This is a genomic window from Micromonospora sp. NPDC051141 (assembly GCF_044455765.1).
Lineage (GTDB): Bacteria > Actinomycetota > Actinomycetes > Mycobacteriales > Micromonosporaceae > Micromonospora.
Window position 1 is genome coordinate 33,993 of record NZ_JBITFD010000003.1, and the last position, 26,155, is coordinate 60,147.

Sequence of the window (26,155 nt, forward strand, 5' to 3'; positions counted from 1 at the left end):
CGGCTCGGCGGTACCGGCCGCGTCGGGGCGTCGCCGGCACGGACCGGTGGGTGCTCGTCGGGGCGTACCGGCCACTGGGCCGGAGGAGGCCGGTGGTCGGGGCGCGCGGCGGGCGGTCGGGCATCCCGGGACTCGGGGCGCAGGCGGGCCGGGCCGTCCTGCTCCGGACGGTGGCCGTCGCGGCGTCGGTCGTCGGTCGGACCGCCCGGGTACCCGTCCCGCGTCGGCCGCTCCGCGTGCGGGCGGGACCGCTCGTCGGGCTGGTACGCGGCCGGCTCGGTACGCGGTCGCCGCTCGATCACCGGCCACTCGCCCTGCGGCGCGTGGGTCCGGTCGAGCGGCGGGCGCTGACCGTTCCACCGCTGGTCGACCGCGGGGCGCGGGGCGCCGTACCGGTCGGTCCCGGTGGGGCCGGCGGCGTCCCGGCGGGGCGTGCCGTCGGCCCACCGTCCACCTGTCGGCTCGCGTCGCTCCGCCGGAGGCGGTCCCGGTTCGCGCCAACCGTCACGACCCGGCTCGCCGCGTGCCGCGGCGTCACGCTCGCGCGCGGGGCCGGCCTGGCCGTGGCGTTCCGTGGGTCGGCCCGGTACGACATTCCGCCCCGCGTCGGCCGCCGGAGCCCAGCGGCCGTCGGGTCCGGCCTCGCGACGGTGGGGTCCGGCCTCGCGACCGTCCACCGGGGCGCGGCGGTCGTCCGTCGGCCGGCGGCGTTCGGACCAGCTCGCGGCGGGTTGCGGGGCCTCGCTCGGCTCCGGCATCCAGCCCGGTGCCGGCGGGGTCGACCGGTGCGACGGTGCCCCGGGGTGGGTCCAACGCTGATCGAAGCGTTCGGGTGTCGGGGGCGGGCCGGGTGGGGTCCGGTCCGCCGGCCGAGGCGGTCGACCGTCCGCGCCGGGGCGGTCCGGACGGTCGCGCCACTCGCCCGTCGCACCGACCGGCCGCTGCCCGCGTCGCTCGTCCGGCCCGGCCGGGCTGACCGGGTACGTCCCGCGCGGCCCGGCCGGGCTGACCGGGTACGTCCCGCGCGGCCCGGCCGGGCTCACCGGGTACGTCTCACGCCGGCCAGCGGGGCTGACCGGGTACGTCCCGCGCGGGTCGGCCGGGCCGGCCGGGTATGCGTCGGTCGGCGCCGGGCTGATCGGATACGCGTCCTCGGGCGCGGGGCTGACCGGGCGTACCTCGGCGCGTCCGACCACGGCCCGGCGACGCGGCGGGGGCGTCAGGTGTTCGAGGCCGATGTCACCCGGGTAGCGCTGGCCGGGGAACTGCGGCTGCCACTCGTGGGTGGGCTCCAGCGCCCAGGCCGGTTCGGCCGGCTCACGCCAGCTGCCCCAGCCACTCATCGGCAGCCTCTTCCGTGGCTCGCGCGGCGCGGCCCCGGAACCGGCTCGCGTCGCTCGCTCACGGCGGTGTCACCTCGTTGGAAATTGTCGCGCTGGGGCGGCGGACGTGCCGGTAGAGTCGCCCGGCCAGCACGTCTTGGCTGCGGAAGGAGGGTAACGGCGTGGGCTCGGTCACCGCCACTGTGGCGTCACCCACCGACGGACACGTTACCCCATGGTTTCGGACATTCGGCGCGATAGTGGCGGCCGGGTTCCGGCGGCATGCCACCTACCGCCAGGCGGCTGTGGCCGGCGTGGTGACCAACACCGTTTTCGGCTTCCTGCGCTGCTACATCTTCCTCGCCGCCACCGACGCGGCCGGCACCGTCGCCGGCTACGACCGGGCGCAGCTCGCCACGTTCGTCTGGGCCGGGCAGGGGCTGCTGGCGGTCATCGCGATCTGGGGCTGGACCGATCTGGCCGACCGGATCCGCTCCGGCGAGGTGGCCGCCGACCTGCTGCGACCGGTGCACCCGGTGACCAACTATCTCGCCGTCGACGTGGGTCGGGCCGGGTTCGCCGCGCTCGCGCGGCTGGTGCCCCCGCTGGTGGTCGGCCCGCTCTTCTTCGCGGTGTACCTGCCCCGGGACTGGGCCACCGTGCCGCTGTTCCTCCTCTCCGCGCTGCTCGCGGTCGTGGTCTGTTTCGGCTGCCGCTACCTGGTCAACGCCACCGCCTACTGGTTGCAGGACGTCCGGGGCCCGATGATCCTCTGGACGCTGGGCTCGGGCGTGCTGGCCGGGCTCTACTTCCCACTCGGCTTCCTGCCCGGCTGGCTGGAGGCGACCCTGCGCTACGCCACCCCGTTCCCGAGCCTCCTCCAGGTGCCGCTGGACGTGCTTGTCGAGCGGGAGCCGATGTCGACGGGGCTCGGCCTGGTCGGGCTCCAACTCGGCTGGGCGGTGCTGCTGCTGGCGCTCTGCCGGCTGGTACAGCGCCGGGCCGAGCGCCGCCTGGTGGTGCAGGGTGGCTGAGCACGGCAGTGCGCCCAGGGTGGCTGAGCACGGCAGTGCGGACGGGGTGGCTGAGGTCGGCGGCGGGGCGCTGCGGGCGTACCGGGCGCTGCTCGGGGCGCAGGCGCGTTCGCAGGCGGCCTACCGCACGTCGTTCGTGGTCGACCTGGTCGGCAACCTGGGTGCGACCGTGTTCGACGTGGTCACCGTCCTGGTGATCTTCGGGGTGACGCGTGAGCTGGGCGGCTTCACGCTGCGCGAGACACTTGTCGTGGTCGGGCTGTCGTCGTGCGGGTTCGCCACCGCCGACCTGCTGGTCGGCAACGTCGAACGGCTGCCCCGGTACGTGCGCACCGGCCTCTTCGACGCGGTGCTGGTCCGCCCGCTCGCCGCGCTGCCCCAACTGCTGCTGATGGACCTGCCGCTGCGCAAGGTGTCCCGCGCGGTGTTCGGCCTGGCGGTGCTCGGGTTCGCGCTCGCGTCGGCCGGGATCGACTGGACCCCGGGCCGGGTCGCGTTGGCCGTGGTCGCCCCGCCGGCCGCGGTGGTCTTCTTCGCCTCGGTCTTCGTCACCACCGCCACGGTGTCGTTCTACTGGGTCGACTCCGGCGAGCTGGCCAACTCGGTCACCTACGGCGGGCGCGACTTCACCTCGTACCCCGTCACCGTCTACGGCGGGTGGTTCCGCGCGCTGTTCGCGTACGGGATGGGTTTCGCGTTCGTCAGTTACCACCCGGCGCTGGCGCTGCTCGGCCGCGCCGACCCGCTGGGCCTGCCGGCCTGGGTGGGCTGGGCGTCGCCGGGCGTCGCGCTGGTCGCGGCGGCGGTCGCGGTCGTGGCCTGGCGCGTCGGGGTCCGTCACTACCGGAGTACGGGGTCATGAACGTCATCGAGATGGACGGGCTGCGCAAGGAGTTCACGGTGCGGGTCAGGACCGGGACGCTGCGCCGCGAGAAACGGACGGTGACCGCGGTCGACGGCGTGGACCTGCGGGTGGAGCGCGGCGAGATGCTCGGCTACATCGGCCCGAACGGCGCCGGGAAGTCGACCACGCTGAAGATGCTCACCGGTGTGCTCATGCCGTCGGCGGGCCGGGCCCGGGTCTGCGGGCTGCGGCCGGTGGCCGACCGGACCCGGCTGGCGCTGCGCATCGGGGTGGTGTTCGGGCAGCGGTCGCAGCTCTGGTGGGACCTGCCGCTGCGGGACTCGTTCGACCTGCTGCGGCACGTCTACCGGGTGCCGGCCGGCGCGCACGCGGCGCGGCTGACCCGCTGCCGGGACCTGCTCGACCTGGACGCGTTCCTGGACACCCCGGTCCGGCAGCTCTCCCTGGGACAGCGGATGCGCGGCGAGTTGACCGCGGCGCTGCTGCACGGCCCGGAGGTGCTCTTCCTGGACGAGCCGACCATCGGGCTGGACGTGGTCAGCAAGCAGGCGGTCCGCGGCTTCCTGGCCGAGCTGGGCCGGGCCGGCGACACCACGCTGGTGCTCACCACGCACGACCTGGCCGACATCGAACGGCTCTGCCGGCGGCTCGTGGTGATCGACCACGGCCGGGTGGTGCACGACGGGTCGATCGCGGAGCTGCACCGCCGGTACGGCTCACGCCGGATGGTGGTCGCCGAGCTGGACGCCGCGCTGCCCGAGCCGCCGGTGCTGCCGGGCGCGCCGGTGCAGCGGGTGGAGGCGGACGGGCGGCGGCTGGTGTTCGCGCTGGATCGGGCGAGCGTCGCCGAGGTGGTGGCCGGGCTGGCCGGCCTGGCCACGCTGCGCGACATCTCGATCGTGGAGCCGGACATCGAGGAGGTCGTCGCCCGCCTCTACCAGAGCGAAAGGAAGGGCCCTCTGTTGACGCCTGGCGGATAGCAGGGGGCCCCTCTTACGCGTTGCTCAGACCTTGTCGCCGATGTTGACCCGGGGGGCCGGGGCGCGCATCTTGCGGAACGTGATCGACCGCATGATCGCGTAGAAGTAGAGCGAGCCGAGCTTCTCGGTGCTCTTCGGGAAGCGCTGGCGGACCAGCTTCTTGATCTTCCGGGAGATGAGCACCGAGTCGATCAGCACGCCCAGCGCCAGCGCGCCCCAGAGCAGGTTGGACGCCAGCCGCACGATCGGCGGCATGGCCTGGTTGGAACCGACCAGCACGATCAGCGCGCCGCCGAAGAACCAGGTGCCGACCGTACGCCGGGCGTCGACCACGTTGCGGGCCAGCAGGCGCTCCGGCCCCCGGTCCCGCGGGCCGCCCTCGCGGCGGAACTCGGCGCTGGCCTCGGCGCGCGCCGCGCGGCGCTGCTCCCGGGCCTCCTCCTTGGTCAGCGGGCGGACCGGCGCGGCGGCCCGGCGACCGGCGGCCGGACGCTTCGGGGTGGTCCGCCCCAACTCCTTCTTGCTGGGCGTGTAGCCCCGGGGGCGGGCGGCGGCGGACTCCTCGTCGGTCGTCACCGTGGTGACGGACTCCTCGACGGGGTCGGCGGACTTGCGGCGAAACAGCGACGGCACGCCGGCAAGGGTAGCCAACCGGTGCGGCCCGGCGCACATCGCGGTGCGCCGGGCCGGTGACCGGGTGGATCAGGGACGCTCGACGTGGGCGCCCAGGTCAGCCAGCTTGGCCTCGAAGTCCTCGTAGCCCCGGTTGATCAGGTCGACGCCGTACACCCGGGAGGTGCCCTCGGCGGCGAGCGCCGCGATGAGGTGGCTGAACCCGGCCCGCAGGTCCGGAATGACCAGGTCGGCCGCGTGCAGCTTGCTCGGGCCGGCGATCACCGCCGAGTGCTTGAAGTTGCGCCGGCCGAAACGGCACGGGGTGCCGCCGAGGCAGTCCCGGTAGACCTGGATGTTGGCGCCCATCGTGTTCAGCGCCTCGGTGTAGCCGAGCCGCTGCTCGTAGACCGTCTCGTGGACGATCGACAGGCCCCGGGCCTGGGTGAGCGCGACCACCAGCGGCTGCTGCCAGTCGGTCATGAAGCCGGGGTGCACGTCGGTCTCCAGGGCCACCGCGTTCAGCTCGCCACCCGGGTGCCAGAACCGGATGCCGCCCTCCTGGCCCGGGTCGCCGAGCTTCGGCGGCCGGGCGTCGGTGACCTCGTACTCGCCGCCGACGGAGCGGAAGATGTTCAGGAACGTCATCATGTCGGCCTGCTGCGCGCCGAGCACCTCGACGTGGCCGCGGGTGGCCAGCGCCGCCGCCGCCCAGCTCGCGGCCTCGATGCGGTCGGGGATCGGCCGGTGGGTGTAGCCATGCAGCTTCTTGACGCCCTGGATCTCGATCACCCGGTCGGTGTGGACCTTGATGATCGCGCCCATCTTCTGCAGGATGCAGATCAGGTCGATGATCTCCGGCTCGACGGCGGCGTTGCGCAGCTCGGTGACGCCCTCGGCCATCACGGCGGTCAGCAGCACCTGCTCGGTGGCGCCGACGCTCGGGTACGGCAGCGCGAACTTGGTGCCGTGCAGCCCGTTCGGCGCCGACAGGTGCAGACCCTCGGGGGTCTTGTCGACGGTCGCGCCGAACTCGCGCAGCGCCTGCAGGTGGAAGTCGATCGGGCGCGGGCCGATGTGGCAGCCGCCCAGGTCGGGGATGAACGCGTGGCCGAGCCGGTGCAGCAGCGGGCCGCAGAACAGGATCGGGATCCGACTGGACCCGGCGTGCACGTTGATCTGGTCGGTGCTGGCGCTCTCGACGTTGGACGGGTCGAAGACCAGCTCGCCGTCCTCGGTGCCGTCGGTCACCTTCACCCCGTGCAGGCCGAGCAGCCCGCGGACCACCTCGACGTCCCGGATCCGCGGCACGTCGAACAGCCGGCTGGGTGTGTCGCCGAGCAGGGCGGCCACCATCGCCTTGGACACGAGGTTCTTCGCGCCGCGCACGCGGATCCGCCCTTCGAGCGGAGTGCCTCCGTGTACGACCAGGACGTCGTCGGTCAACGCAACCTCCAGCGCGTTGGGTGTTGCCGTGTAGGTGAGGGCTCGCGATTTTTCATCGCTACCCGGATCGCGGCCATGGGAAAACCGGCACGCGTATGTCGTCGCCCCGGCAGCATAGCCCTCCGTGACGAGAATGGAATCGGTCACATCGCCAGCGGGGGCACGAACCGGGGTGTCCGGTACGTTTCCGTGCCAGCGATCTCACCGAGGGTGATCAGGCGCCGGGCAGCGCCAGCATCTGGTCAAGCGCCGCGCGGGCATGCCCGGCCGTCTCCGGGTCCACCGTGATCTGGTTGACCACGCGGCCGGCGACCAGCTCCTCCAACGCCCACACCAGGTGCGGCAGGTCGATCCGGTTCATCGTCGAGCAGTAGCAGACCGCCCGGTCGAGGAACATGATCTGCTTGTCCGGGTGGGCCAGCGCGAGCCGGCGGACCAGGTTCAGCTCGGTGCCCACCGCCCACGCCGAGCCGGCCGGGGCCGCCTCGATGGCCTTGATGATGAACTCGGTGGAGCCCACCAGGTCGGCGGCGGTGACCACCTCGTGGCGGCACTCCGGGTGCACCAGCACGTTCACGCCGGGCACCCGCGCCCGCACGTCGTGGACGCTGTCGAGGGTGAACCGGCCGTGCACCGAGCAGTGCCCGCGCCACAGGATCATCTTCGCGTCGCGGACCTGCTCCGCGGTGAGCCCGCCGCCCGGCTTGTGCGGGTCGTAGAGCACGCAGTCGTCGAGCGAGAAGCCCATCTCCAGGACCGCCGTGTTGCGGCCCAGGTGCTGGTCGGGCAGGAACAGCACCTTGCGGCCCTGCTCGAACGCCCAGTCCAGCGCCCGCTTGGCGTTCGACGAGGTGCAGACCACGCCGCCGTGCCGGCCGACGAAACCCTTGATGTCGGCCGAGGAGTTCATGTACGTCACCGGGACGGTGTCCGCCGCCACACCCAGGTCGGTGAGCGTGTCCCAGGCGGTCTCGACCTGGGACAACACGGCCATGTCGGCCATCGAGCAACCGGCGGCGAGGTCGGGCAGGATCACCTTCTGCGCGTCCGAGGTCAGGATGTCCGCGCTCTCGGCCATGAAGTGCACGCCGCAGAAGACGATGTACTCCGCGTCCGGGCGGGCCGCCGCCTCCCGGGCCAGCTTGAACGAGTCGCCGGTCACGTCGGCGAACTGGATCACCTCGTCGCGCTGGTAGTGGTGGCCCAGCACGAAGACCCTGGTGCCGAGCGCGGCCTTCGCGGCGGTCGCGCGGGCCACCAGGTCGGGATCGCTCGGCGCGGGGAGGTCACCCGGACACTCCACGCCACGCTCGGTGGCGGGATCGCTGCCGCGGCCGAGGAGCAGCAGCGCAGTGGCCGTGTTGGAGGGCTCAACCCAGGTCGAAGTCACGTCCCCATGGTCCCACAGCCCGGCCGCCGCGCAGCCGCCACGGATGTGGCCTGCCACACTGCTCGGCATGCGCGTGCTGCTCTGCCCGGACAAGTTCGCCGGCACCCTGTCGGCCCCGGAGGTGGCCGCCGCGGTGGCCGCGGGCTGGCGGACCGTCGCCGGAGACGACGACCTGCTGCTCCGACCGCTCGCCGACGGTGGGCCCGGGTTCGTCGAGGTGCTCGCCGGGGCGCTGCCCGGGCGGCGGTTGGCGGTGCCCGCGGTCGACCCGCTCGGCCGTCCCGCCGCCGGTGAGATCCTGCTCACCGACGACGGCGTGGCGTACCTGGAGAGCGCGCAGGCGTGCGGCCTGCACCTGCTGTCCGCCGCCGAACGGGACCCGAAGGCCACCACGTCGTACGGGCTGGGACTGCTGGTCGCCGCCGCGGTCGAGGCGGGCGCGCGGACCGTGGTGCTCGGGCTGGGTGGCTCGGCCACCAACGACGGCGGCGCCGGGATGCTCGTCCCGCTCGGCGTCACAGCGCTCGACGCGGGCGGCCGGGCGCTGCCGTACGGCGGGGCGGCGCTGGCCGGGGTCGCCGCGCTCGACGGCGTACCCCGGTTGCGGGGCGCGACGCTCGTCGCCGCCACCGACGTGGACAACCCGCTGCTCGGGCTGCACGGCGCGAGCAGCGTCTTCGGGCCGCAGAAGGGCGCCGACCGGGCGGACGTGCTGCTGCTGGACGCCGCGCTGGAGCGCTGGGCCGCCGTGCTGGTCGAGGCGCTGCCCGGGTGCCCGCCCGACCTCGGCGCGCTGCCCGGCGGCGGCGCGGCCGGTGGCCTCGGCGCGGCGGTGCTGGCCCTCGGCGGCCGGCGCGAGTCGGGCATCGGCCTGGTCACCCGCGCGGTCGGCCTGGACGCCGCGCTGGACGCCGCCGACCTGGTGGTCACCGGCGAGGGTTCCTTCGACCACCAGTCGCTGCGCGGCAAGGTGGTCGCCGGCGTGGCCGGGGCGGCCCGCGACCGCGGGGTGCCGTGTGTGGTGCTGGCGGGACGGGTGAGCACCGGGCGGCGGGAGGCCGCCGCGGCCGGCGTGACCGAGGCGCACAGCCTGGTCGAGCACTTCGGCGGCGAGGAGCGTGGGGGAGTGGCGGCGGCGATGGAGCGGCCGGCCGAGGGGCTGCGTGCGCTCGGCGCCCGGCTGGCCGGCCAGTGGAGCCGCTGAGGCGTTCCGCTGGTCACGCCGCCGGGTGATCACGCCGACAGCGGCGTACGATCGGAGGCGGACCACCGGGAATACTGGCGGACGTGCGGCGTTGGCCAGTACGTCCGGACCTCATACCGCGCAGGGAGACTTCCACGTGACCACGCCAGCGCAGACCGAGTCGACCGAGGCCAAGGAGGCCCCCAGCACCGTCGTCCTCACCGACGTCGCGGCGCAGAAGGTCAAGGCCCTGATCGAGCAGGAGGGCCGCGACGACCTGCGGCTCCGCGTCGCCGTGCAGCCGGGTGGCTGCTCCGGCCTGCGGTACCAGCTCTTCTTCGACGAGCGGTCGCTCGACGGTGACGTCGTCACCGACTTCGGTGGTGTCGAGGTCGTCGTCGACCGGATGAGCGCCCCCTACCTGACCGGCGCCACGATCGACTTCGCCGACCGGATCGACGCCCAGGGCTTCACCATCGACAACCCGAACGCCGGCAACTCCTGCGCCTGCGGCGACTCGTTCAGCTGAGTCGACGGGGCCGAAACGCCTGCCGAACGGCGGAACCATCCCTTCCGGGGTGGTTCCGCCGTTTTCGTTGCTACGCGAACGTGCGGTGAACGCCCGGTTCACGACCGACATCGACCGGAGCGCCGGAACGCCCGGTAGTCTGACCGCGCCGTGCTCCCGACCACGAGGGTTGACATGAAGATCGCCGTGACCGGCTCGATCGCGACCGACCACCTGATGAGCTTTCCCGGCCGCTTCGCCGACCAGCTCATCGCGGACCAGCTCGACAAGGTCTCGCTCTCCTTCCTCGTCGACGAGCTGGTGCTCCGGCGCGGCGGCACCGCGGCCAACATCGCGTTCGGCATGGCCCAGCTCGGGCTGCGGCCGGTGCTGCTCGGCGCCGTCGGGGCGGACTTCGCCGACTACCGGTCCTGGCTGGAGCGGCACGGCGTCGACTGCGACTCGGTGCACGTCAGCGACGTGGCGCACACCGCCCGCTTCGTCTGCACCACCGACACCGACATGTGCCAGATCGCGTCCTTCTACGCCGGCGCGATGAGCGAGGCCCGCAACATCGAGCTGGCCCCGGTGGCGCAGCGCCTCGGCGGCCTCGACCTGGTGCTGGTCAGCGCCAACGACCCGGCCGCGATGATCCGGCACTCCGCCGAGTGCCGGGACCGCGGCTACGCCTTCGTCGCCGACCCGTCCCAGCAGCTCGCCCGCATGGACGGCGCGGACGTGCTCGGCCTGGTCGAGGGCGCCGAGTACCTGATGACCAACGAGTACGAGAAGTCGCTGCTCCAGAGCAAGGCCGGCCTGACCGACGAGCAACTGCTGGACCGGGTCAAGGTGCGGGTCACCACGCTGGGCAAGCACGGGGTGGAGATCGCCGGCCGGGAGATCGGCGCCATCCGGGTGCCGATCGCGCGGGAGATCCAGGCGGTCGACCCGACCGGCGTCGGCGACGGCTTCCGGGCCGGCTTCTTCGCCGCGCTCGACTGGGGCGTCGGGCTGGAGCGCGCCGCCCAGGTCGGCTGCCTGCTGGCCACCCTGGTGCTGGAGAACTTCGGCGGCCAGGAGTACGAGGTCCGGCGGGACCTGTTCGTGAAGCGGCTCGCCGAGTCGTACGGGGACGCGGCCGCCGAGGACGTCCGGCCGCACCTGCTGTGAGCGGGCCGGCCGACCTGGCCGGCGGGGTGGGCCCGGCGGCCGTCCGCCCCGGCTCGGGCGGGGGGCCGGTGCTTGTCGCCTTCGCCGGGCTGCCCGGCGTGGGAAAGAGCACGCTCGCCGTCCGGGTCGGCGCCGCGCTGCGCGCCCCGGTCCTGCCGGTCGACCCGGTCGAGCGGGCCCTGGGCCACTACGGACTGGTCGGCGACGTGCCCGGGATGGCCGCGTACGGCGCGGTCGCCGGGCTCGCCGAGGTGCAGCTCGGCCTCGGGCTGAGCGTGGTGATCGACGCGGTGAACCCGGTCGCGTCCGCCCGCGGCCTCTGGCACGACCTGGCCGAACGGTCCGGCGTCCCGCTGCGGGTGATCGAGGTGCACTGCGGTGACGAGGCGGAGCACCGGCGTCGGGTCGAGGCCCGGCCGGCCGGCGGGCAGGCGCCCGCGACCTGGGAGCAGACGCTGGTGCGCCGCGCCGAGTACGAGCCGCTGATCGGCCCCCGCCTGGTGGTCGACACCGCCGTCGCGGGCGACCCTCTCCCCGGCATCCTCGCCTACCTCACCTGACCCCTCGTCGTCCCCACCCATCACCCTCACCCCATCCGTGCGCGCAGATTCACGGAAAGCGTGGCCTCCGGGCCGGAATTAGCCACGCTTTCCGTGAATCTGCGCGCCGGGGGTGGGGTGTGGGGGTGGGGGGCGGGGTGGGTCAGGGGGTGCGGCGGATGTCGTAGGCGGGGCCGGCGTCGGGGTGGGCGGCGAGGAACTCGTGGCCGCGCATCCGGCAGAAGGCCGGGATGTCCACGGCCGCCGCCGGGTCGTCGGCCAGCACCCGGACCACCGCCCCGGCCGGCAGGTCGGGCAGCCGACGGGCCAGGTTGATCACCGGCAGGGGGCAGCGCTGGCCCCGACAGTCGAGCACCTCGTCCGGCTCGCTCCCCGCGCCCACCGGCGCGCGGCCGTCCGCGGCTGCGGGGCCCGTCGGACCGGGCTCGTTCGCGGAGTTCACAGGCCGGTCACCCCCGCCTCGGCGCGCAGGTCGGCGACGATGCCGGGCAGTTCGGCCAGGAACCGCTCCACGTCCGCCTCGGTGCTCTCCCGGTGCAGCGACACCCGCACGTTGCCGTGCGACAGCACCCCCATCGCCTCCAGCACGTGCGACGGGCGCAGCGTCGACGCGGTGCAGGAGGAGCCGGAGGAGACCGCGAAGCCGCGCCGGTCCAGCGCGTGCAGCAGCGCTTCGCCGTCCACGTACAGACAGGAGAACGTCACCAGGTGGGGGAGCCGGTCCACCGGGTCGCCGACCACCTCCACGTCCGGCACCTCCGCCGCCACCCGGGCCCGGATCCGGTCCACCAACGGCGCCAGCCGGGCCGCCTCGGCCGCCGCGTCGGCCGCCGCCGCGCGCAGGCTCGCCGCTGCGGCCACCACCGCCGGCAGGTTCACCACCCCCGGGGTACGCCCCGACTCCCGCTCGTCGGCCGGGTACGGCGACTCCCACCGGGTGCCCTTGCGCACCACCAGCAGACCGACGCCGGGTGGCCCGCCCCACTTGTGCGCGCTGGCGGTCAGCACCGACCAGCCGGCCGGCAGCGGCGCCCGGCCGACCAGTTGGGCCGCGTCCACGTACAGCGGGACGCCCGCCTCGGCGCACACCTCGGCCGCGGCCGGCACCGGCTGCACGGTGCCGACCTCGTGACTGGCCCCGATCAGCGCGGCCAGCGCCACACCGGGGGCGGTCACCGCCGTCGCCCAGGCGTCCAGGTCCAGCCGCCCGAGCCGGTCCACGGGTACGGAGACCGCGTCGCCCCCGCCGGCGGTGTGCCGTCGGGCCGCGTGCAGCACCGCCGAGTGTTCGATCGCCGAGTGCGCCAGCGTCGTACCGGCCCGGCGTCGCCCGGCCAGTCCGCCCAGCACGGCGGCGTGCGCGGCGGCCGTACCGCTGGGGGTGAAGGAAAGTTCGTCGGCGCGGACGCCGAGCGTCTGCGCGGCGGCCTCCCGGGCGGCGTCGAGGAGTTGGCGGGCCCGGCGGGCCGGCGCGTAGAGCCGGGCCGGGTCGGCCCAGCCGTCGTCCAGGGCGGCCAGCAGCGCCTGCCGCGCGACCGGATGGAGCGGGACGGCGGAGGCGGCGTCCAGGTAGACGGGGGAGGCGCTCATGGTCGTTCACGCTATCGCCGGGTCCGCCCACGATCTCCCCGAAGGGGGCGGACAGTGACCCCAAGACCGCCTGGCCCGCCATGGTCGAGTAATCTGCGACCGTCGGTGACGCCTTTGCCGTCGGTGTCAGGAAAACAACCGCCGCGGCGCGCTAGGGAGGCAGGACCAGGTGGTCGCAAGGAGTTCGGAGGTACGGCCGTCGGCCGTACGGCACAGCGCCTCCCCGGGGGCCGGTGGGCGCCGGCGGCGTGGTGCTGGTCGACTCGCCGGGCTCGGTCTCGGCGGAGCGGCGCTGCTGGTCGCGCTCACCGGCTGTGACGTCGGCAAGACCTTCGCCGGCTTCGGCTGGCCGCAGGGCGGCATCACGCCCGAGTCGCACCGGATGTACGATCTGTGGATCGCGTCCTGCATCGCGGCGCTGGCGGTCGGCGTGTTCGTCTGGGGCCTGATCTTCTGGTGTGTGGTCCGCTACCGCAAGCGCGGCAACGAGCTGCCGGTGCAGACCCGCTACAACCTGCCGATGGAGTTCCTCTACACCATCGCGCCGATCCTCGTGGTCTCCGTGCTCTTCTACTACACCGCGGTCGTGCAGACCGACGTGAACAAGGAGACGAAGAACCCCGACGTCACCGTCGAGGTCGTCGCGTTCAAGTGGAACTGGCAGTTCAACTACCGCGACGGCCAGGGCCGGGAGGCGAACACGGTCGCCTCGACGCTGGGCACCAGCGAGGTCATTCCGGTGCTGGTGCTGCCGAGCGGCCGGTCCATCCGGTTCGAGGAGCAGAGCCGCGACGTCATCCACTCGTTCTGGGTGCCGGAGCTGCTGTTCAAGCGCGACGTCATGCCCGGCAACGTCCGCAACACCTTCGAGGTCTCCAGCATCGACCAGGAGGGCGCGTTCGTCGGCCGCTGCGCCGAGCTGTGCGGCAGCTACCACGCGTTCATGAACTTCGAGCTGCGGGTCGTCTCGCCGGAGAAGTTCGACCAGTTCCTGGCCGCCAAGAAGGCCGGCAACTCGACCCAGGACGCGCTCAAGGCGATCGGTGAGCCCGAGTACGCCACCGAGACCAAGCCGTTCGACACGCGGCGCAACACCGCGAACTTCAACCCGTCCGACGCGTCGGCCGGCGCGGGAAGCTGAGGGGTTCGGCATGAAGACCGAGTGGAAGATCTTCCTCACCATCGCCACGTTCCTTCTCGGCGCGACGGTGCTCTACGCCGCCTGGACGTACGGCGACAGCGGCGGTCACGTCGAGTGGGTCGGCACCGTGGCGCTGCTGCTCTCCTTCCTGCTCTGCGCGATGTGCGGTGGCTTCTTCTGGTTCGTCTCCCGGCGGATCGACCTGCGCCCGGAGGACCGGGCGGACGGCGAGATCGCCGACGGCGCCGGTGAGATCGGCTTCTTCAGCCCGGGCAGCTACTGGCCGTTCGGCCTGGCGCTGGCCGCCGCGATCGCCGGCCTGGGGCTCGTGTTCTGGCAGTTCTGGCTGCTGGGCCTGGGCCTGGTGGCGGTGGTCTTCGCCGCCTGCGGGCTGCTCTTCGAGTACTACTCGGGCACCCGCCGCACCGCCGAGCACTGACCCGCACCAGCTCCGCGGCAGGCCCGCGCCCCCTCCGGGGCCGCGGGCCTGCCGCTTTGCCGGCTCCAGAGGGGCGCGGGGCGGCGGGTGGGTGAGGTCAGGCGGCGTGGCGGTGGGCGGGGCGCGACACGCGCCGGCGGGACCACGTCGCGGAACGGAGCGTGCCGGCGGCGATCAGCACCGCCGCGCCGCAGCCGGTGCACGCCAGCTCCGGGCAGTCGGCGCCGTGCCCGTCGCCGCAGTGCGGCGTCTCGAACAGCACGACGCCCTCACAGATGTCGCAGTAGAGCTCGCGGTCCGACACGGGCGTCTCCTCTCGCTCCGGTGCCGGCCGGGGCGGGACGCCACCGACCGACCGAGCGACCGACAGGGTCATCGGTCGAAAACGGAAAATTACTCCCCTGTAGTTTGGCACGGGGGTCCGACACTCCCCGGCTCAGGCGGAGCGCGCGACCTCCAGCCAGCGGTCCAGCACCGCTGCGGCGGCGCCCGAGTCGACCGCCTCGGCCGCCCGGCCCAGGTTGACCCGCAGCGCCTCGTGCAGGTCCCCGTCGAGCGGGCCCTGGGTGGCCAGGGCGACGGCGGCGTTCACCAGCACGCTGTCGCGCACCGGGCCGGTCTCGCCGGCCAGCAGCCGCCGAACCACGTCGGCGTTGTGGACAGCGTCTCCGCCCCGCAGGTCGGCGAGGGTGGCCCGGGGCACCCCGAGCTCCGTCGCGTCCAGCACCGACTCCCTGACGGCGCCCTGCTGCGCCACCCAGACCCGGGTCGGCGCGGCGGTGCTGAACTCGTCCAGCCCGTCCTCGCCGCGCAGCACGATCGCCGAGTCGCCGCGGGCCGCGAAGACGGCGGCCATCACCGGCGCCATCCGCCGGTCGAAGCAGCCCACCGCGCCCGCGCGGGGCCGGGCCGGGTTGGTCAGCGGCCCGAGGAAGTTGAACGCCGTGGGCACGCCGATCTCGCGCCGGACCGGGCCGGTGTGCCGCATGCCGGGGTGGAAGCGGGCGGCGAAGCAGAAGCCGATGCCCGCCTCGGTGACGCAGCGGGCCACCTGCTCCGGAGCCAGGTCGAGCGGCACACCGAGCTGCTCCAGCACGTCCGCGGTGCCGCAGGAGGAGGAGGCGGCCCGGTTGCCGTGCTTGACCACCCGGACACCCGCGCCGGCGACCACCAGCGCCGCCATGGTGGAGATGTTGACGGTGTGCGCGAGGTCACCGCCGGTGCCCACCACGTCGAGCGCGGTGGCGCGGACCTCCTCGGGCAGCTCGACCGGCACGGCGCGGGTCAGCATCGTCTCGACCAGGCCGCCCAGCTCGGCGGGGGTCTCACCCTTGGTGCGCAGCGCGACGGCGAAGCCGGCGATCTGTGCCGGTGTGGCCGAGCCGGCCATGATCTCGCCCATCGCCCAGGCGGTGTCGGCGGCGGAGAGCTCCTCGCCGCGCAGCAGCGCGTTGAGCAGAAGCGGCCAGGTCCGTTCGCCCATGGCGGGCCTCCCGAGCGGCGTGAAGTGAAGCGGTTGGGGGCGCGCCACGGCCGCGTCGCCGTGGCGCCGCAGGGTGGATCAGGCCGCGGCGTGGGTGCGGCGCAGCAGCTCCGCCACGGTGCTGCCGGCGATCACCGGGTCCAGCGGGTGGGTCAGCGTGGCGTCGACCTCGGCGTACGCGGCGAGCCAGCGGTCCGCGGCGCGGGCCAGCACCACGCAGGTCGGCGGCGCGTCGTCCCGGTCGTCCTTGATCTGCCGGGCGATGCCGATGCCGCCGCCCGGGCTCGCCTCGCCGTCGAGGAGGAGCAGGTCGATCTCGTAGTCGTCGACCAGCCGGACGCAGCCGGCGTAGTCGGACGCCTCGACGAACTCGATCTCGATGCCGGGCGCCGGCCGGGTGCCGACGGCGAGCCGCATCCGGTCCCGGACCTTCGGGTCGTCGCTGTAGAGCAGGACGGTGCAAAGACGATCGCTCATCGTGACGTGGCTCCCACCTCGTAGCTGCCCGCTGATCGTAGCGGTCGTCACATTCCGCCGGTGGGCCCGGTCCCGGCCCCGGCGTTCGCCTCGGCCGCGCGCTGGCGGGCCTCCTGGCGGTCCAGCTCGCGGTCCAGCCGGCGGGCCTCGCGCTCCGACTGTTTGATCCACTGCACGACCAGCACGGCCAGCATGGTGACGCTGACGAACTCGCCGCCGGCCCAGAGGACGCCGCCGGCGACCACCTGGTCGTTGCGCGGGTCGGACCAGGCCAGGTTCAGCGACGGGTACCAGTCGCCGCCGAGCAGCGTGGTGCTCTGCATGATGGTGAGCCCGAGCACGGTGTGGAACGGCACCGAGAGCAGCATGAGCAGCGCGCGGGCCGGGTAGGGCCAGCGCCCGGGCAGCGGGTCCAGGCCGAGCAGCGGCCAGAAGAAGACGCAGCCGGTCATGATGAAGTGCGCGTGCACCAGCTCGTGCGCCCACTCGTGGCGCAGCGTGAACTCGTAGAGGTTGGTGAAGTAGAGCACGAACGGGTTCGCCACGAAGATGGCGAACGCCACCAGCGGGAAGGTGTAGATCCGGGCCAGCCGGCTGTGCACGACCGCGAGCAGCCGCTTGCGGGGCCGTACCGGCAGCGTGCGCAGCGCCAGCGTCACCGGGGCGCCCAGCGCCAGGAAGATCGGCGCGATCATCGACAGCACCATGTGCTGCACCATGTGCACCGAGAGCAGCGCGGTGTCGTACGCGCCGAGCCCGCTGACCGTGACCACGGCGATGCCGCCGAGCCCGGGGCCGAGGAACGCGACGGTACGCAGCACCGGCCACCGGTCGCCGCGCAGCCGCAACCGGTGCACCCCGTACAGGTAGAGCCCGGCGGCGAGCACCAGGCCCAGCGTGAGCCAGCTCTCCAGCCGGGTCTCGGTGAGCACCCGGGCCACGGTGAACGGCGGTGGGGCGGCCTCGCCTCCCGCCGCCAGGGTCGCCGGGGCGGCGGCCGAGGTGACGGCGAGGATCTGATCGACGTGCAGCACGCTTTTCAGGGTAGGTCAGGCGAAGCGGACGACCACGATCGGGCCACTGCGGGCACCGGTTTGCCACCCCGCTGATCGTCGGTCCCGGTCAAGGGCAATAATGACCGCGTGACTGCGGCCCCAGCCATTGACAAGAGCCGGATCCACTCCCTGACGCGGCCGAACATGGTCAGCGTCGGGACGATCGTGTGGCTCTCCAGCGAACTCATGTTCTTCGCGGCGCTGTTCGCGATGTACTTCTCGATCCGCGCGGCGGCGCCGGAGCAGTGGGAGAAGCACACCGAGGTCCTCAACATCCCGTACGCGACCACCTTCACGGTGATCCTCGTGCTCTCCTCGGTGACCTGCCAGCTCGGTGTCTTCGCGGCCGAGAAGGGTGACGTCCACGCCCTGCGTCGGTGGTTCACGATCACCTTCGTGATGGGTCTGATCTTCGTGCTCGGCCAGGCGAACGAGTACCGGACCCTGGTGCACGAGGGCGTCAAGATCAACGAGGACGGTTACGGGTCGATGTTCTACCTGACCACCGGCTTCCACGGTCTGCACGTGACCGGCGGGCTGATCGCCTTCATCATCTTCATGGTCCGCACCACCATGGGTCGGTTCACGCCGGCCCAGGCGACCTCGGCGATCGTGGTGTCCTACTACTGGCACTTCGTCGACGTCGTGTGGATCGGGCTGTACGCCATGATCTACTGGCTTCAGTGATCTTGGCGCGTTCCGAACCGCGCCGCTGCTCCGTCCCCTGAGACAAGGTCCAACCGGTTAAGGACACAGGTCATGACTTCTGACAACGACCGCCGACGCGGTCTGCTCGCGCGGCTGCGCGGGCGGCCCGTGGCGCGCAGCAGGGGCCGCCGCCGGCTGGGTGCCGCGGTCCGGCTGGCCGCCGCGCTGATGCTGGCCGGCGGCGCCTACACCGTCTTCGCCCCGGGCGTGCAGGCGCAGGACAACCCGCCGCTGACCGCCGCCGGTAACGAGGGCAAGGCGCTGTTCGATGTGAGCTGCGTGACCTGTCACGGTCGCAACGCCCAGGGCGTAGAGGGCCGGGGCCCGAGCCTGATCGGCGTCGGGTCGGCCTCGGTCGAGTTCCAGGTCGGCAGCGGCCGCATGCCGATGGCCCGGCAGGAGGCGCAGGCCATGCGCAAGCCTCCGCAGTTCACCGACGAGCAGGTGCGCCAGCTCGGGCAGTACATCCAGGAGCTCGGTGGCGGCCCGCAGGTGCCGTCGGGCAACCTGCGCGAGGGCGCCAACATGTCCACCGGTGGCGAGCTGTTCCGGATCAACTGCTCGCAGTGCCACGCGTTCGGCGGCGGCGGCGGGGCGCTCTCCTCCGGCAAGTACGCCCCGAGCCTCAAGCCGGCCAGCGACCGGCAGATCTACGCCGCCATGCTGAGCGGCCCGCAGAACATGCCGGTGTTCGGCGACAACCAGATCACTCCGCAGGAGAAGGCGGACATCATCGCCTACATCCAGGAGACGCTGAAGAGCGACCAGGACCAGGGCGGTTTCAACCTGGGCCGGTACGGCCCGTCGACCGAGGGTCTGGCGATCTTCCTGGTCGGCATCGTCGCGCTGGTCTTCGCGAGCCTGTGGATCGCGGGCAAGTCGTGACCCAGGCGAACATCTGTATCATTGCCCTGGTGCCGGCCACCGGCGCCACGCGTAGCGAGGTGACGGCATGAGCACCCACACCGAGCACCAGGCCCAGCAGGGTCCGGAGCCGGTCGACGTGTACGACCCCCGGCTCTCCCGGTTCGAGATCGTCCAGGAGGGCGCCCGGCGGGACGACATCGAGATCGTCCACTACGAGGAGCAGGTCGTCCCGGGCAGCAAGGCGGAGCGCCGGCTGACCCGTACGGTCGCGCTGATGTTCCTGCTGACCGGCGTCGCCGCCACCGCCTTCCTGGTGATCTACATCTGGTGGCCGTGGCAGTGGGAGGCCGGTCGTGGCGGCGACAAGCTCTACACGCCGCTGCTCGGCCTGACCCTGGGCCTGGCCCTGCTCGGCATCGGCTTCGGCATCCTGACCTGGGGCAAGAAGCTGCTGCCCAAGGAGGTCTCGATCCAGGACCGGCACGACCAGGGCGGCAACCCGGAGGATCGCAAGATCACCGGCGAGACCATGCTCTACCTGGCCGACGAGCTGGGCGTGAAGCGGCGTCCGCTGCTCGGCATCTCGCTGCTGGCCGGCCTGGCGCCGGTCGGCGCGGTCGCCGCGGCGCCGCTGATCGGTGGCCTGATCGAGCAGCCGCACAAGAACAACCAGATGTTCACCACCGGCTTCGCGCCGGCCGAGGGCGGTGAGAAGATCCGGCTGATCCGCGAGGACGGCCGGCCGATCCGCCCGGCGGACGTCAGCGTCGGCGGCCAGCTCACCGTGTTCCCGGGCATCGAGGGCGGCGTCAGCAACCGGCACGCCGACTCCCCGACCCTGCTGATCCACCTGCGCGAGGACGACGCGCAGAAGTCGCGTGCGGCCAACGAGCGCAAGGGCCGCGGCGACTTCATGTGGGGCAACTACGTCGCGTTCTCCAAGATCTGCACGCACGCCGGTTGCCCGGCCAGCCTCTACGAGCAGCAGACCAACCGGCTGCTCTGCCCCTGCCACCAGTCCCAGTTCCTCATCACCGACAACGCCAAGCCGATCTTCGGCCCGGCGAACCGGCCGCTGCCGCAGCTGCCGATCGAGGTGGACGAGGAAGGCTTCTTCGTGGCGAGGTCCGACTACACCGAGACCATCGGTCCCGACTTCTGGGAGCGGCCATGAAGCGCCGAAAGTTCGATGCGGCCGCGCTGCCGGCCAAGACCGCCGGGGCGGTGGACGATCGTTTCCAGGTCGCCACGCCGCTGCGCAAGCTGCTGAACAAGGTCTTCCCCGATCACTGGTCCTTCCTGCTCGGCGAGATCGCGCTGTTCTCGTTCGTGGTGCTGTTGCTGACCGGTGTGTTCCTGACCTTCTTCTACGAGCCGGCGATGACCGAGGTGACCTACGACGGCAGCTACGCGCCGCTGCGGGGCACCCCGATGTCGGCCGCGTACGCCTCCAGCCTGGACATCTCGTTCGACGTCCGGGGCGGTCTGATCATGCGGCAGATGCACCACTGGGCGGCCCTGCTGTTCATGGCCGCGATCGTGGTGCACATGCTCCGGGTCTTCTTCACCGGCGCGTTCCGCAAGCCGCGTGAGACCAACTGGATCATCGGCTCGCTGCTGTTCTGGGTCGGCTTCCTGGCCGGCTTCACCGGCTACTCGCTGCCCGACGACGGCCTCTCCGGCACCGGCCTGCGGATCGCCTCCGGCATCATCCTGTCGATCCCGGTGGTCGGTTCCTGGGTCAGCTCGTCGATCTTCGGCGGCGAGTTCCCCGGCATGATCATCATCAGCCGCTTCTTCATCGCCCACGTGCTGCTCATCCCGGGCCTGCTGGTGGCGCTGATCAGCGTGCACCTGGGCCTGGTGTTCAAGCAGAAGCACACCCAGTGGCCCGGCCCCGGCCGGACCAACGAGAACGTGGTCGGCGAGCGGATGTTCCCGCGCTACGCGCTCAAGCAGGGCGGCTTCTTCATGGTCGTCTTCGGCGTGATCGCGCTGATGGGTGGCCTCTTCCAGATCAACCCGATCTGGTACTTCGGCCCGTACGAGGCGTGGGTGGTCTCGGCGGCCAGCCAGCCCGACTGGTACGTCATGTTCCTCGACGGCTCGACCCGACTCATGCCGGGCTGGGAGATCAGCATCCCGATCGGCGACGGGTACGTCATCCCGCCGCTGTTCTGGCCGACGGTCGTGCTCCCCGGCATCCTGGTGGGCCTGTCGACGATGTACCCGTTCCTGGAGGCCCGCCGCCTCAAGGACTACAAGCACCACAACCTGCTCCAGCGGCCCCGGGACGTGCCGGCCCGGACCGCGGTGGGCGCGATGGCGGTCGCCTTCTACGTCGTGCTGACGCTCTCCGGCGGCAACGACGTGATCGCCGACAAGTTCCACATCAGTTTGAACGCGATGACGTGGGCCGGCCGGATCGGTCTGCTGGTCATCCCGCCGCTTGCCTACTACGTCACCTACCGGATCTGCCTGGGTCTCCAGCAGCACGACCGGGAGGTGCTGGCCCACGGCGTGGAGACCGGCATCATCAAGCGGCTGCCCGACGGCCGGTTCGTCGAGGTCCACCAGCCGCTCACGTCGGCGGACGGGCACGACGGCCACGCGCCGGCGCTCGACTACGTCGGCTGGGTGGTGCCCAAGAAGATGAACCGGCTCGGTGCCCTCGGGCCCGCCATCCGGGGCTTCTTCTACCCGATCGAGAAGCCGGCCGAGGCGCCGGTCTCGCCGGGCCACCCGCCGGTCGAGCCCCGAGGAGAGCGGGAGGAGATCGGCAGCGGCGAGAGCCGACGCTGACCCTTCCGGGTACGACCGACCGTGGCGCCCGCCGGATTCCTCCGGCGGGCGCCACGTCCGTTTCGTCGCCCCGATCGGCGGATCGCTGCGCCCCGGACGGGTGGAATCGCAGGAATAACCCCGGTCAGCCGGGTATCCGTGCGGTCCGACGTCTCATGGGGGAGGAACGCATGTGGGGAATCAAACGCCTGGGTCTGCTGGCCGCGCTGGTGGTCGTGGGGCTGGCGCCCGCCGCCGCGGCTCAGGCCGCGGCGCAGCCGTCGACGCAGGACACCCAGTATCTGCAGGCGGTGCACCAGGTCAACCTGTTCGAGATCACCGCCGGTAACCTGGCCCAGCAGAAGGGCCAGAACCAGCAGGTCAAGGACCTGGGCAAGATGTTCGTCACGGACCACACCCAACTGGACCAGACGGTCAAGTCGACCGCGCAGCAGCTCAACGTACAGCTTCCGGCCGACCCGACCGCCGACCAGCAGAAGGTCCTCGACAAGCTGAACGGGCTCAACGGAGCCCAGTTCGACAAGGCGTGGGTGACCGCCCAGCTCGCCGGCCACGTCCAGGCCATCCAGGCCACCCAGACGGAGATCTCGCAGGGCTCCGAACAGTCGGTGGTGCAGCTCGCCCAGGACGCGCTGCCGGTCCTCCAGGCGCACTACGACGCGCTTGTGGCGCTGGCCCAGACGCTGGGCGTCCCGGTGCCGCAGACCAGCGCCAGCGGCACGCCCAGCCCGGGCGGCACCACGTCGCCGGCACCGGGCGGCACCGAGTCGTCCGCGCCGGGCGGCACCGGGACCGAGGAGCCCGCTCCGGGCACCACGGAGACCCCGGCGCCCGCGCAGAGCTGACCCGACCGCACGACCGACGGTGGCCGGTCCGCCCCTCGCCGGGGTGGGCCGGCCACCGGCGTCTCAGTCGGCGCTGGCCAGCCCGATCGCGAACGCCTCCTCCAGGTCGTGCTGCGAGTAGGCCCGGAACGCGATGTGCGACTCGGTGTTGAGCACACCGGGCACCTTGGAGATGCTCCCGGCGATGACCTGGGCGATCTGCTCGAACTCGCGGACCCGGACCATGGCGATCAGGTCGACGTGCCCGGCCACCGAGTAGACCTCGCTGACGCCGGGCAGGGCGGCCAGGTTCTCGGCCACCTCGGGGATGGAGTCGGTGGCGCAGTCGATCAGCACGATCGCGGTGATCACGGGACGGTTCTCCGTTCGTCGGCGACGAGCCCCATGCTAGAGCCCACGCCGGTCACCGCGCGGCCGGGACGGTCAGGTCGGCGCCGGCCCGGATCACGCCGTCGAGGCGTTCCCCGGCGGCGACCGTCGCGCCCGGCCAGATCACCGACCGGTCGACCGCGCCGTGGACCCGCGCGCCGGCGCCGACCACCGAGCGGGTGACCGGCCCGTCCACCGTCGCGGACGGGTCGACCAGCCCGGCCGGACCGGCGGCGTGCAGGTTGGCGGCCAGGTAGTCGGCCGGCGTGCCGGTGTCGTAGAACGTTCCCCGGTAGCGGACCACGGTCAGCGCCCCGGCCGCCTCGGCCGGCCGCCACACCGCCCGGACCAGCTCGTCGAACGTGGCCGGCAGGTCCCGGACCAGCCGCCAGGGCAGCAGCGACAGACCGGCGAAGCGGTGGCCGGCGAAGGTGCCGTGGGCGGCCGGATCGTCCGCCGGCCGGCCGAGCAGGCGTACGCTCCGCCCGTCCCAGCCGTCGCAGAGCGCGGCCACGTCGGGGCCGGGCGGCGCCGCCGGGTCGGCCAGGTACGCGTCGGCGTTGGCGACCAGCACGCCCCGCCCGGCGATCCAGTCGCGCAGCCGGCCGACACCGCCGGCGGTGCCCAGCGGTTCGCCCGGTTCGACGGAGAGGTGGGCCCGGTCGCCGACCCACGCGGTCACCTGGTCGCCCAGGTAGCAGGCGTTCACCGCGACCCGGTCCGGACCGGTCAGGCCGAGACCGGCGAGCCGGGCCAGGGCGCGGTCGAGCAGCGGCACGTTGCCGACCGGGCAGAGCGCCTTGGGCACCCGCTCGGTGAGCGGGCGCAACCGGGTGCCGGCGCCGGCCGCCAGCACCACCGCGCACACCTCGACCCCGGCACGCGATTCGGGGCTCATGCGGCCGGGGGCACGGGCGGCGGGACCTCGCCGGCGCGTGGGCCGATGCCGTAGTGGGCCAGCAGGTTGGCGGTGGCACGGCTGAGCCGGGGCAGATCGTCGAGCGGGTGCCAGGCGGCCTCCAACACCTCGGCCCCGTCCACCTTCAGCGTGGTGCTCGACGCCGGCACCGTCACCTCGAAGACCACGTCCACCCAGCCCTTGGCGTGCACCACCGCGTTCGGCACCGCGGGCCGGAGCCGGTCGGGCGAGAGCCGGACGCCGGACTCCTCGTGCAGCTCCCGGGCGGCGCCGACCACCGGGGGCTCACCGCGTTGCAGCAGGCCGGCGGGAAGGCTCCAACTGTGGCCGGGGGGTTGGCGCAGCAGCAGGATCCGTCCCGCGCCGGTGGCCTCCGCGTCCCGGACCAGCGTGACCGCACCGACGATGTACTTCGGCACGGCCAGCCGGACCAGCCGCCGCCGCAGCGGGACCGGCAACCGGTAGAAGAGGCGGTAGCCGAAGGCCCGTCCGGTGGCACGCGCGCGGGGGATCATGCGTTCAGGCTAGTGGCCGCCGGGTCGGCCGGGGCGAAGGCCCTTCACCTTACTGCCGGTGGTCGACCAGGTCGATGAGCTGCTGGACCACCGTGTCCGGCTCGACCGAGCGGTCGAAGACCGCGACCAGCAGCGTCTCCAGGTCGGGATAGCCCAGTTCCTCGGAGAGCCGCAGCAGGGGCAGGTCGCTGGCCAGGCCCCGGTTGTGCTTGCGCAGCGCCAGGCCGATCGAGGCGCGGCCGAGCCGGACCTTGTCGGCGATCGAGATGCCCGGCTCGGTGTGCTCGGCGAACCACCTGTTGATCTGCATCTGGGCGTGCGGGGACTTGACGAAGCCCAGCCACTCCCGGCGCGGACCGCGGGGCGCGACGTCGGCCTCGAAGCCGCTCTCCGCGTCGCTCTCGGTGAAGATCTCCACCACGTCGCCCTCCTCCAGCTCGGAGGAGAGCGGGGCCAGCCGGCCGTTGATCCGGGCGGCGAGGCAGTGGTCACCGCGTTCGGTGCCCAGCTCGTACGCGAGGTCGACCGGGGTGGCCCCGGCCGGCAGCACCAACTGCCGACCGTCGGCGACCACCTGGATCTGCGCCTCCGACAGGTCACAGCGCAGTGACGCCATGAACTGGGTCGGATCGACCGTGTCCTGCTCCCAGTCGAGCACCCGGCGCAGCCAGGCCAGCTCGTCCGCCCGGTCGGCGGCCCGGCCCGCGGCGCGCGGGAAGCGGTAGTGGGCGGCCACGCCGTACTCCGCGGAGCGGTGCATCTCGGTGGTGCGGATCAGCACCTCGACCGTGCGGTCCTGCGGGCCGCAGACGCTGGTGTGCAGCGACCGGTAGAGGTTGTTCTTCGGTGAGGCGATGAAGTCCTTGAAGCGGCCCGGAACCGGTCGCCAGAGCCCGTGCACGGCGCCCAGCGCGGCGTAGCAGTCGGTCGCCGGGCCGTCCACCACGATGGCGATGCGGGGCAGGTCGTACGGGGCGGCGTGGCCGCCGGCGACGGTGTCCTTCCAGATCGAGTAGAGGTGTCGCGGGCGGGGGGAGACGTCGGCGTCCACCCGGCTGCGGCGCAGCGCCGCCCGGGTGCGGGCCACCACGTCGGCGAGGTAGGCGTCCCAGCCGGGCCGGTCGTGCACGAACCGGGCGATCCGCGCGTGCTCCTCGGGCCGCAGGTGCAACAGCACCACGTCGTCCAGTTCGCGTTTGAGCGTCTGGATGCCCAGCCGGTCGCAGAGCGGGACCAGCACGTCGAGGGTCTTGCGGGCGATCCGCTCCCGCGAGGCGGCGGAGCGGACGCCGAGCGTCCGCATGTTGTGCAGCCGGTCGGCCAGCTTGATGACAAGCACCCGGACGTCCTTGCCGGCCGCCACGATCATCTTGCGGACGGTCTCCGCCTCGGCGGCCTTGCCGTAGAACGCCTTGTCGAACTTGGTCACGCCGTCGACCAGGTGGGCCACCTCGCCGCCGAAGTCCTCCTGGAGCGCCTGGAGCGTGTAGCGGGTGTCCTCCACCGTGTCGTGCAGCAGCGCGGCGACCAGCGTGGTGGTGTCCATGCCGAGGTCGGCGCAGATCTGCGCCACCGCGAACGGGTGGGTGATGTAGGGCTCGCCGCTCTTGCGGAACTGGCCGCGGTGCATGTTCTCGGCGATCGTGTACGCCCGGCGCAGCACCGAGACGTCGGCGCTGGCGTGGATGCCACGATGGGCGCGGACCAGCGCGGTGACCGGATCGCCGTCGGCGGTGGGCCAGGTGAGCAGCGAACGCAGCCGGCGGGTGAGCGGTAGCTCGCCCTGGTTCGGAAGGGCGCCGCCCAGGGCGGCGCCGTGTCCGGCGTCGACGTCCACCTGGGACACCTCCTCACCCGGCCCGCGGTCACCGGGGC

27 protein-coding genes are annotated in these 26,155 nt (G+C 72.9%); 14 read left to right on the plus strand and 13 right to left on the minus strand.

The annotated features are described in order from the left end of the window. The first annotated feature begins 1,504 nt into the window (after positions 1-1,504). From ACIA6B_RS05495 to ACIA6B_RS05505, 3 genes are read left to right on the plus strand one after another with little or no spacing between them, the layout of a single operon-like run. On the plus strand, positions 1,505-2,356 hold the full coding sequence (locus ACIA6B_RS05495) for an ABC transporter permease (RefSeq protein ID WP_396771287.1): 852 nt from the start codon (positions 1,505-1,507) through the stop codon (positions 2,354-2,356). Positions 2,357-2,402: 46 nt separating this feature from the next. Beyond that, a complete protein-coding gene (locus ACIA6B_RS05500; protein WP_396771289.1) occupies positions 2,403-3,218 on the plus strand; it encodes an ABC transporter permease in 816 nt (271 codons plus the stop codon). Further along, complete coding sequence (locus ACIA6B_RS05505; RefSeq protein ID WP_396771291.1) at positions 3,215-4,201, plus strand: ATP-binding cassette domain-containing protein; 987 nt, start codon at positions 3,215-3,217, stop codon at positions 4,199-4,201. The genes ACIA6B_RS05500 and ACIA6B_RS05505 overlap by 4 nt, the downstream gene beginning before the upstream one ends. 24 nt (positions 4,202-4,225) lie before the next feature. Here ACIA6B_RS05505 and ACIA6B_RS05510 read toward each other — a convergent pair whose 3' ends face one another. From ACIA6B_RS05510 to nadA, 3 genes are all read right to left on the minus strand, one after another. Further along, positions 4,226-4,834, minus strand: a complete 609-nt coding sequence (locus ACIA6B_RS05510; RefSeq protein ID WP_396771292.1) for a DUF3043 domain-containing protein — start codon at positions 4,832-4,834, stop codon at positions 4,226-4,228. A 69-nt stretch (positions 4,835-4,903) separates the two neighbouring features. Continuing rightward, positions 4,904-6,259 (minus strand): UDP-N-acetylglucosamine 1-carboxyvinyltransferase, encoded by a 1,356-nt coding sequence (gene murA, locus ACIA6B_RS05515; RefSeq protein ID WP_089157291.1) that lies wholly within the window; start codon positions 6,257-6,259, stop codon positions 4,904-4,906. Positions 6,260-6,473: 214 nt separating this feature from the next. Then, positions 6,474-7,649 (minus strand): quinolinate synthase NadA, encoded by a 1,176-nt coding sequence (gene nadA / locus ACIA6B_RS05520; protein ID WP_396771295.1) that lies wholly within the window; start codon positions 7,647-7,649, stop codon positions 6,474-6,476. Positions 7,650-7,692: 43 nt separating this feature from the next. On the opposite strand from nadA, the gene ACIA6B_RS05525 reads away from it, so the two are divergent. The 4 genes from ACIA6B_RS05525 to ACIA6B_RS05540 all read left to right on the plus strand — a co-directional run bounded on the left by ACIA6B_RS05525 (position 7,693) and on the right by ACIA6B_RS05540 (position 11,070). After that, a complete protein-coding gene (locus tag ACIA6B_RS05525; RefSeq protein ID WP_396771297.1) occupies positions 7,693-8,853 on the plus strand; it encodes a glycerate kinase in 1,161 nt (386 codons plus the stop codon). 136 nt (positions 8,854-8,989) lie between these two features. Further along, on the plus strand, positions 8,990-9,361 hold the full coding sequence (gene erpA / locus ACIA6B_RS05530) for an iron-sulfur cluster insertion protein ErpA (protein WP_396771299.1): 372 nt from the start codon (positions 8,990-8,992) through the stop codon (positions 9,359-9,361). Between the two features lie 174 nt (positions 9,362-9,535). After that, positions 9,536-10,510 carry a carbohydrate kinase family protein gene (locus tag ACIA6B_RS05535; RefSeq protein WP_396771301.1) on the plus strand — a complete coding sequence of 325 codons (975 nt, stop codon included), beginning with the start codon at positions 9,536-9,538 and terminating at the stop codon, positions 10,508-10,510. Beyond that, positions 10,507-11,070 carry an AAA family ATPase gene (locus tag ACIA6B_RS05540; protein ID WP_396771303.1) on the plus strand — a complete coding sequence of 188 codons (564 nt, stop codon included), beginning with the start codon at positions 10,507-10,509 and terminating at the stop codon, positions 11,068-11,070. The genes ACIA6B_RS05535 and ACIA6B_RS05540 overlap by 4 nt, the downstream gene beginning before the upstream one ends. Positions 11,071-11,212: 142 nt before the next feature. Here ACIA6B_RS05540 and ACIA6B_RS05545 read toward each other — a convergent pair whose 3' ends face one another. Then, on the minus strand, positions 11,213-11,452 hold the full coding sequence (locus tag ACIA6B_RS05545) for a sulfurtransferase TusA family protein (protein ID WP_396772076.1): 240 nt from the start codon (positions 11,450-11,452) through the stop codon (positions 11,213-11,215). 56 nt (positions 11,453-11,508) lie between these two features. Next, complete coding sequence (locus tag ACIA6B_RS05550) at positions 11,509-12,660, minus strand: cysteine desulfurase family protein (RefSeq protein WP_396771305.1); 1,152 nt, start codon at positions 12,658-12,660, stop codon at positions 11,509-11,511. A gap of 169 nt (positions 12,661-12,829) precedes the next feature. On the opposite strand from ACIA6B_RS05550, the gene coxB reads away from it, so the two are divergent. Further along, entirely contained in the window at positions 12,830-13,801 is a 972-nt protein-coding gene (gene coxB, locus ACIA6B_RS05555) for a cytochrome c oxidase subunit II (RefSeq protein ID WP_107159962.1), read from the plus strand. Positions 13,802-13,811: 10 nt separating this feature from the next. Beyond that, a complete protein-coding gene (locus tag ACIA6B_RS05560) occupies positions 13,812-14,240 on the plus strand; it encodes a cytochrome c oxidase subunit 4 (protein ID WP_396771307.1) in 429 nt (142 codons plus the stop codon). 97 nt (positions 14,241-14,337) lie between these two features. Here ACIA6B_RS05560 and ACIA6B_RS05565 read toward each other — a convergent pair whose 3' ends face one another. From ACIA6B_RS05565 to ACIA6B_RS05580, 4 genes are all read right to left on the minus strand, one after another. Next, positions 14,338-14,544 (minus strand): hypothetical protein, encoded by a 207-nt coding sequence (locus tag ACIA6B_RS05565; RefSeq protein WP_396771309.1) that lies wholly within the window; start codon positions 14,542-14,544, stop codon positions 14,338-14,340. A 132-nt stretch (positions 14,545-14,676) separates the two neighbouring features. Beyond that, the gene (trpD, locus tag ACIA6B_RS05570) at positions 14,677-15,723 is read right to left on the minus strand and encodes an anthranilate phosphoribosyltransferase (protein ID WP_396771311.1); all 1,047 of its coding nucleotides are present in this window, start codon (positions 15,721-15,723) and stop codon (positions 14,677-14,679) included. 78 nt (positions 15,724-15,801) lie between these two features. Beyond that, on the minus strand, positions 15,802-16,200 hold the full coding sequence (locus tag ACIA6B_RS05575) for a hypothetical protein (RefSeq protein ID WP_107159954.1): 399 nt from the start codon (positions 16,198-16,200) through the stop codon (positions 15,802-15,804). A 47-nt stretch (positions 16,201-16,247) separates the two neighbouring features. Next, on the minus strand, positions 16,248-17,234 hold the full coding sequence (locus ACIA6B_RS05580) for a cytochrome c oxidase assembly protein (RefSeq protein ID WP_396771313.1): 987 nt from the start codon (positions 17,232-17,234) through the stop codon (positions 16,248-16,250). Between the two features lie 108 nt (positions 17,235-17,342). Here ACIA6B_RS05580 and ACIA6B_RS05585 point away from each other — a divergent pair, with 108 nt between their 5' ends. The 5 genes from ACIA6B_RS05585 to ACIA6B_RS05605 all read left to right on the plus strand — a co-directional run bounded on the left by ACIA6B_RS05585 (position 17,343) and on the right by ACIA6B_RS05605 (position 22,477). Next, positions 17,343-17,942 carry a heme-copper oxidase subunit III gene (locus ACIA6B_RS05585; RefSeq protein WP_091059316.1) on the plus strand — a complete coding sequence of 200 codons (600 nt, stop codon included), beginning with the start codon at positions 17,343-17,345 and terminating at the stop codon, positions 17,940-17,942. Between the two features lie 72 nt (positions 17,943-18,014). Continuing rightward, positions 18,015-18,848: a cytochrome c gene (locus tag ACIA6B_RS05590; RefSeq protein WP_396771315.1), complete on the plus strand. Its 834-nt coding sequence runs from the start codon at positions 18,015-18,017 to the stop codon at positions 18,846-18,848. Between the two features lie 67 nt (positions 18,849-18,915). Further along, the gene (locus ACIA6B_RS05595; RefSeq protein WP_396771317.1) at positions 18,916-20,004 is read left to right on the plus strand and encodes a ubiquinol-cytochrome c reductase iron-sulfur subunit; all 1,089 of its coding nucleotides are present in this window, start codon (positions 18,916-18,918) and stop codon (positions 20,002-20,004) included. Further along, positions 20,001-21,632, plus strand: a complete 1,632-nt coding sequence (locus ACIA6B_RS05600) for a cytochrome b N-terminal domain-containing protein (protein WP_396771319.1) — start codon at positions 20,001-20,003, stop codon at positions 21,630-21,632. Before ACIA6B_RS05595 ends, ACIA6B_RS05600 begins: the two co-directional genes overlap by 4 nt. A gap of 170 nt (positions 21,633-21,802) precedes the next feature. Next, positions 21,803-22,477, plus strand: coding sequence for a DUF4142 domain-containing protein (locus ACIA6B_RS05605; RefSeq protein ID WP_396771321.1), 675 nt, complete (start codon positions 21,803-21,805; stop codon positions 22,475-22,477). 63 nt (positions 22,478-22,540) lie between these two features. Here the strand turns inward: ACIA6B_RS05605 and ACIA6B_RS05610 are convergent, their stop codons facing one another. Genes ACIA6B_RS05610 through ACIA6B_RS05625 form a run of 4 tightly spaced genes read right to left on the minus strand, consistent with a single transcriptional unit; the run spans position 22,541 to position 26,117 of the window. Continuing rightward, the gene (locus ACIA6B_RS05610; RefSeq protein ID WP_107159942.1) at positions 22,541-22,828 is read right to left on the minus strand and encodes an Lrp/AsnC family transcriptional regulator; all 288 of its coding nucleotides are present in this window, start codon (positions 22,826-22,828) and stop codon (positions 22,541-22,543) included. 52 nt (positions 22,829-22,880) lie between these two features. Beyond that, positions 22,881-23,744 carry an NTP transferase domain-containing protein gene (locus tag ACIA6B_RS05615; RefSeq protein WP_396771323.1) on the minus strand — a complete coding sequence of 288 codons (864 nt, stop codon included), beginning with the start codon at positions 23,742-23,744 and terminating at the stop codon, positions 22,881-22,883. Next, positions 23,741-24,280, minus strand: a complete 540-nt coding sequence (locus ACIA6B_RS05620; RefSeq protein WP_107159938.1) for an NUDIX hydrolase — start codon at positions 24,278-24,280, stop codon at positions 23,741-23,743. Before ACIA6B_RS05620 ends, ACIA6B_RS05615 begins: the two co-directional genes overlap by 4 nt. A gap of 49 nt (positions 24,281-24,329) precedes the next feature. Further along, positions 24,330-26,117, minus strand: a complete 1,788-nt coding sequence (locus tag ACIA6B_RS05625) for a RelA/SpoT family protein (protein WP_396771325.1) — start codon at positions 26,115-26,117, stop codon at positions 24,330-24,332. Between the last annotated feature and the right edge of the window lie 38 nt (positions 26,118-26,155).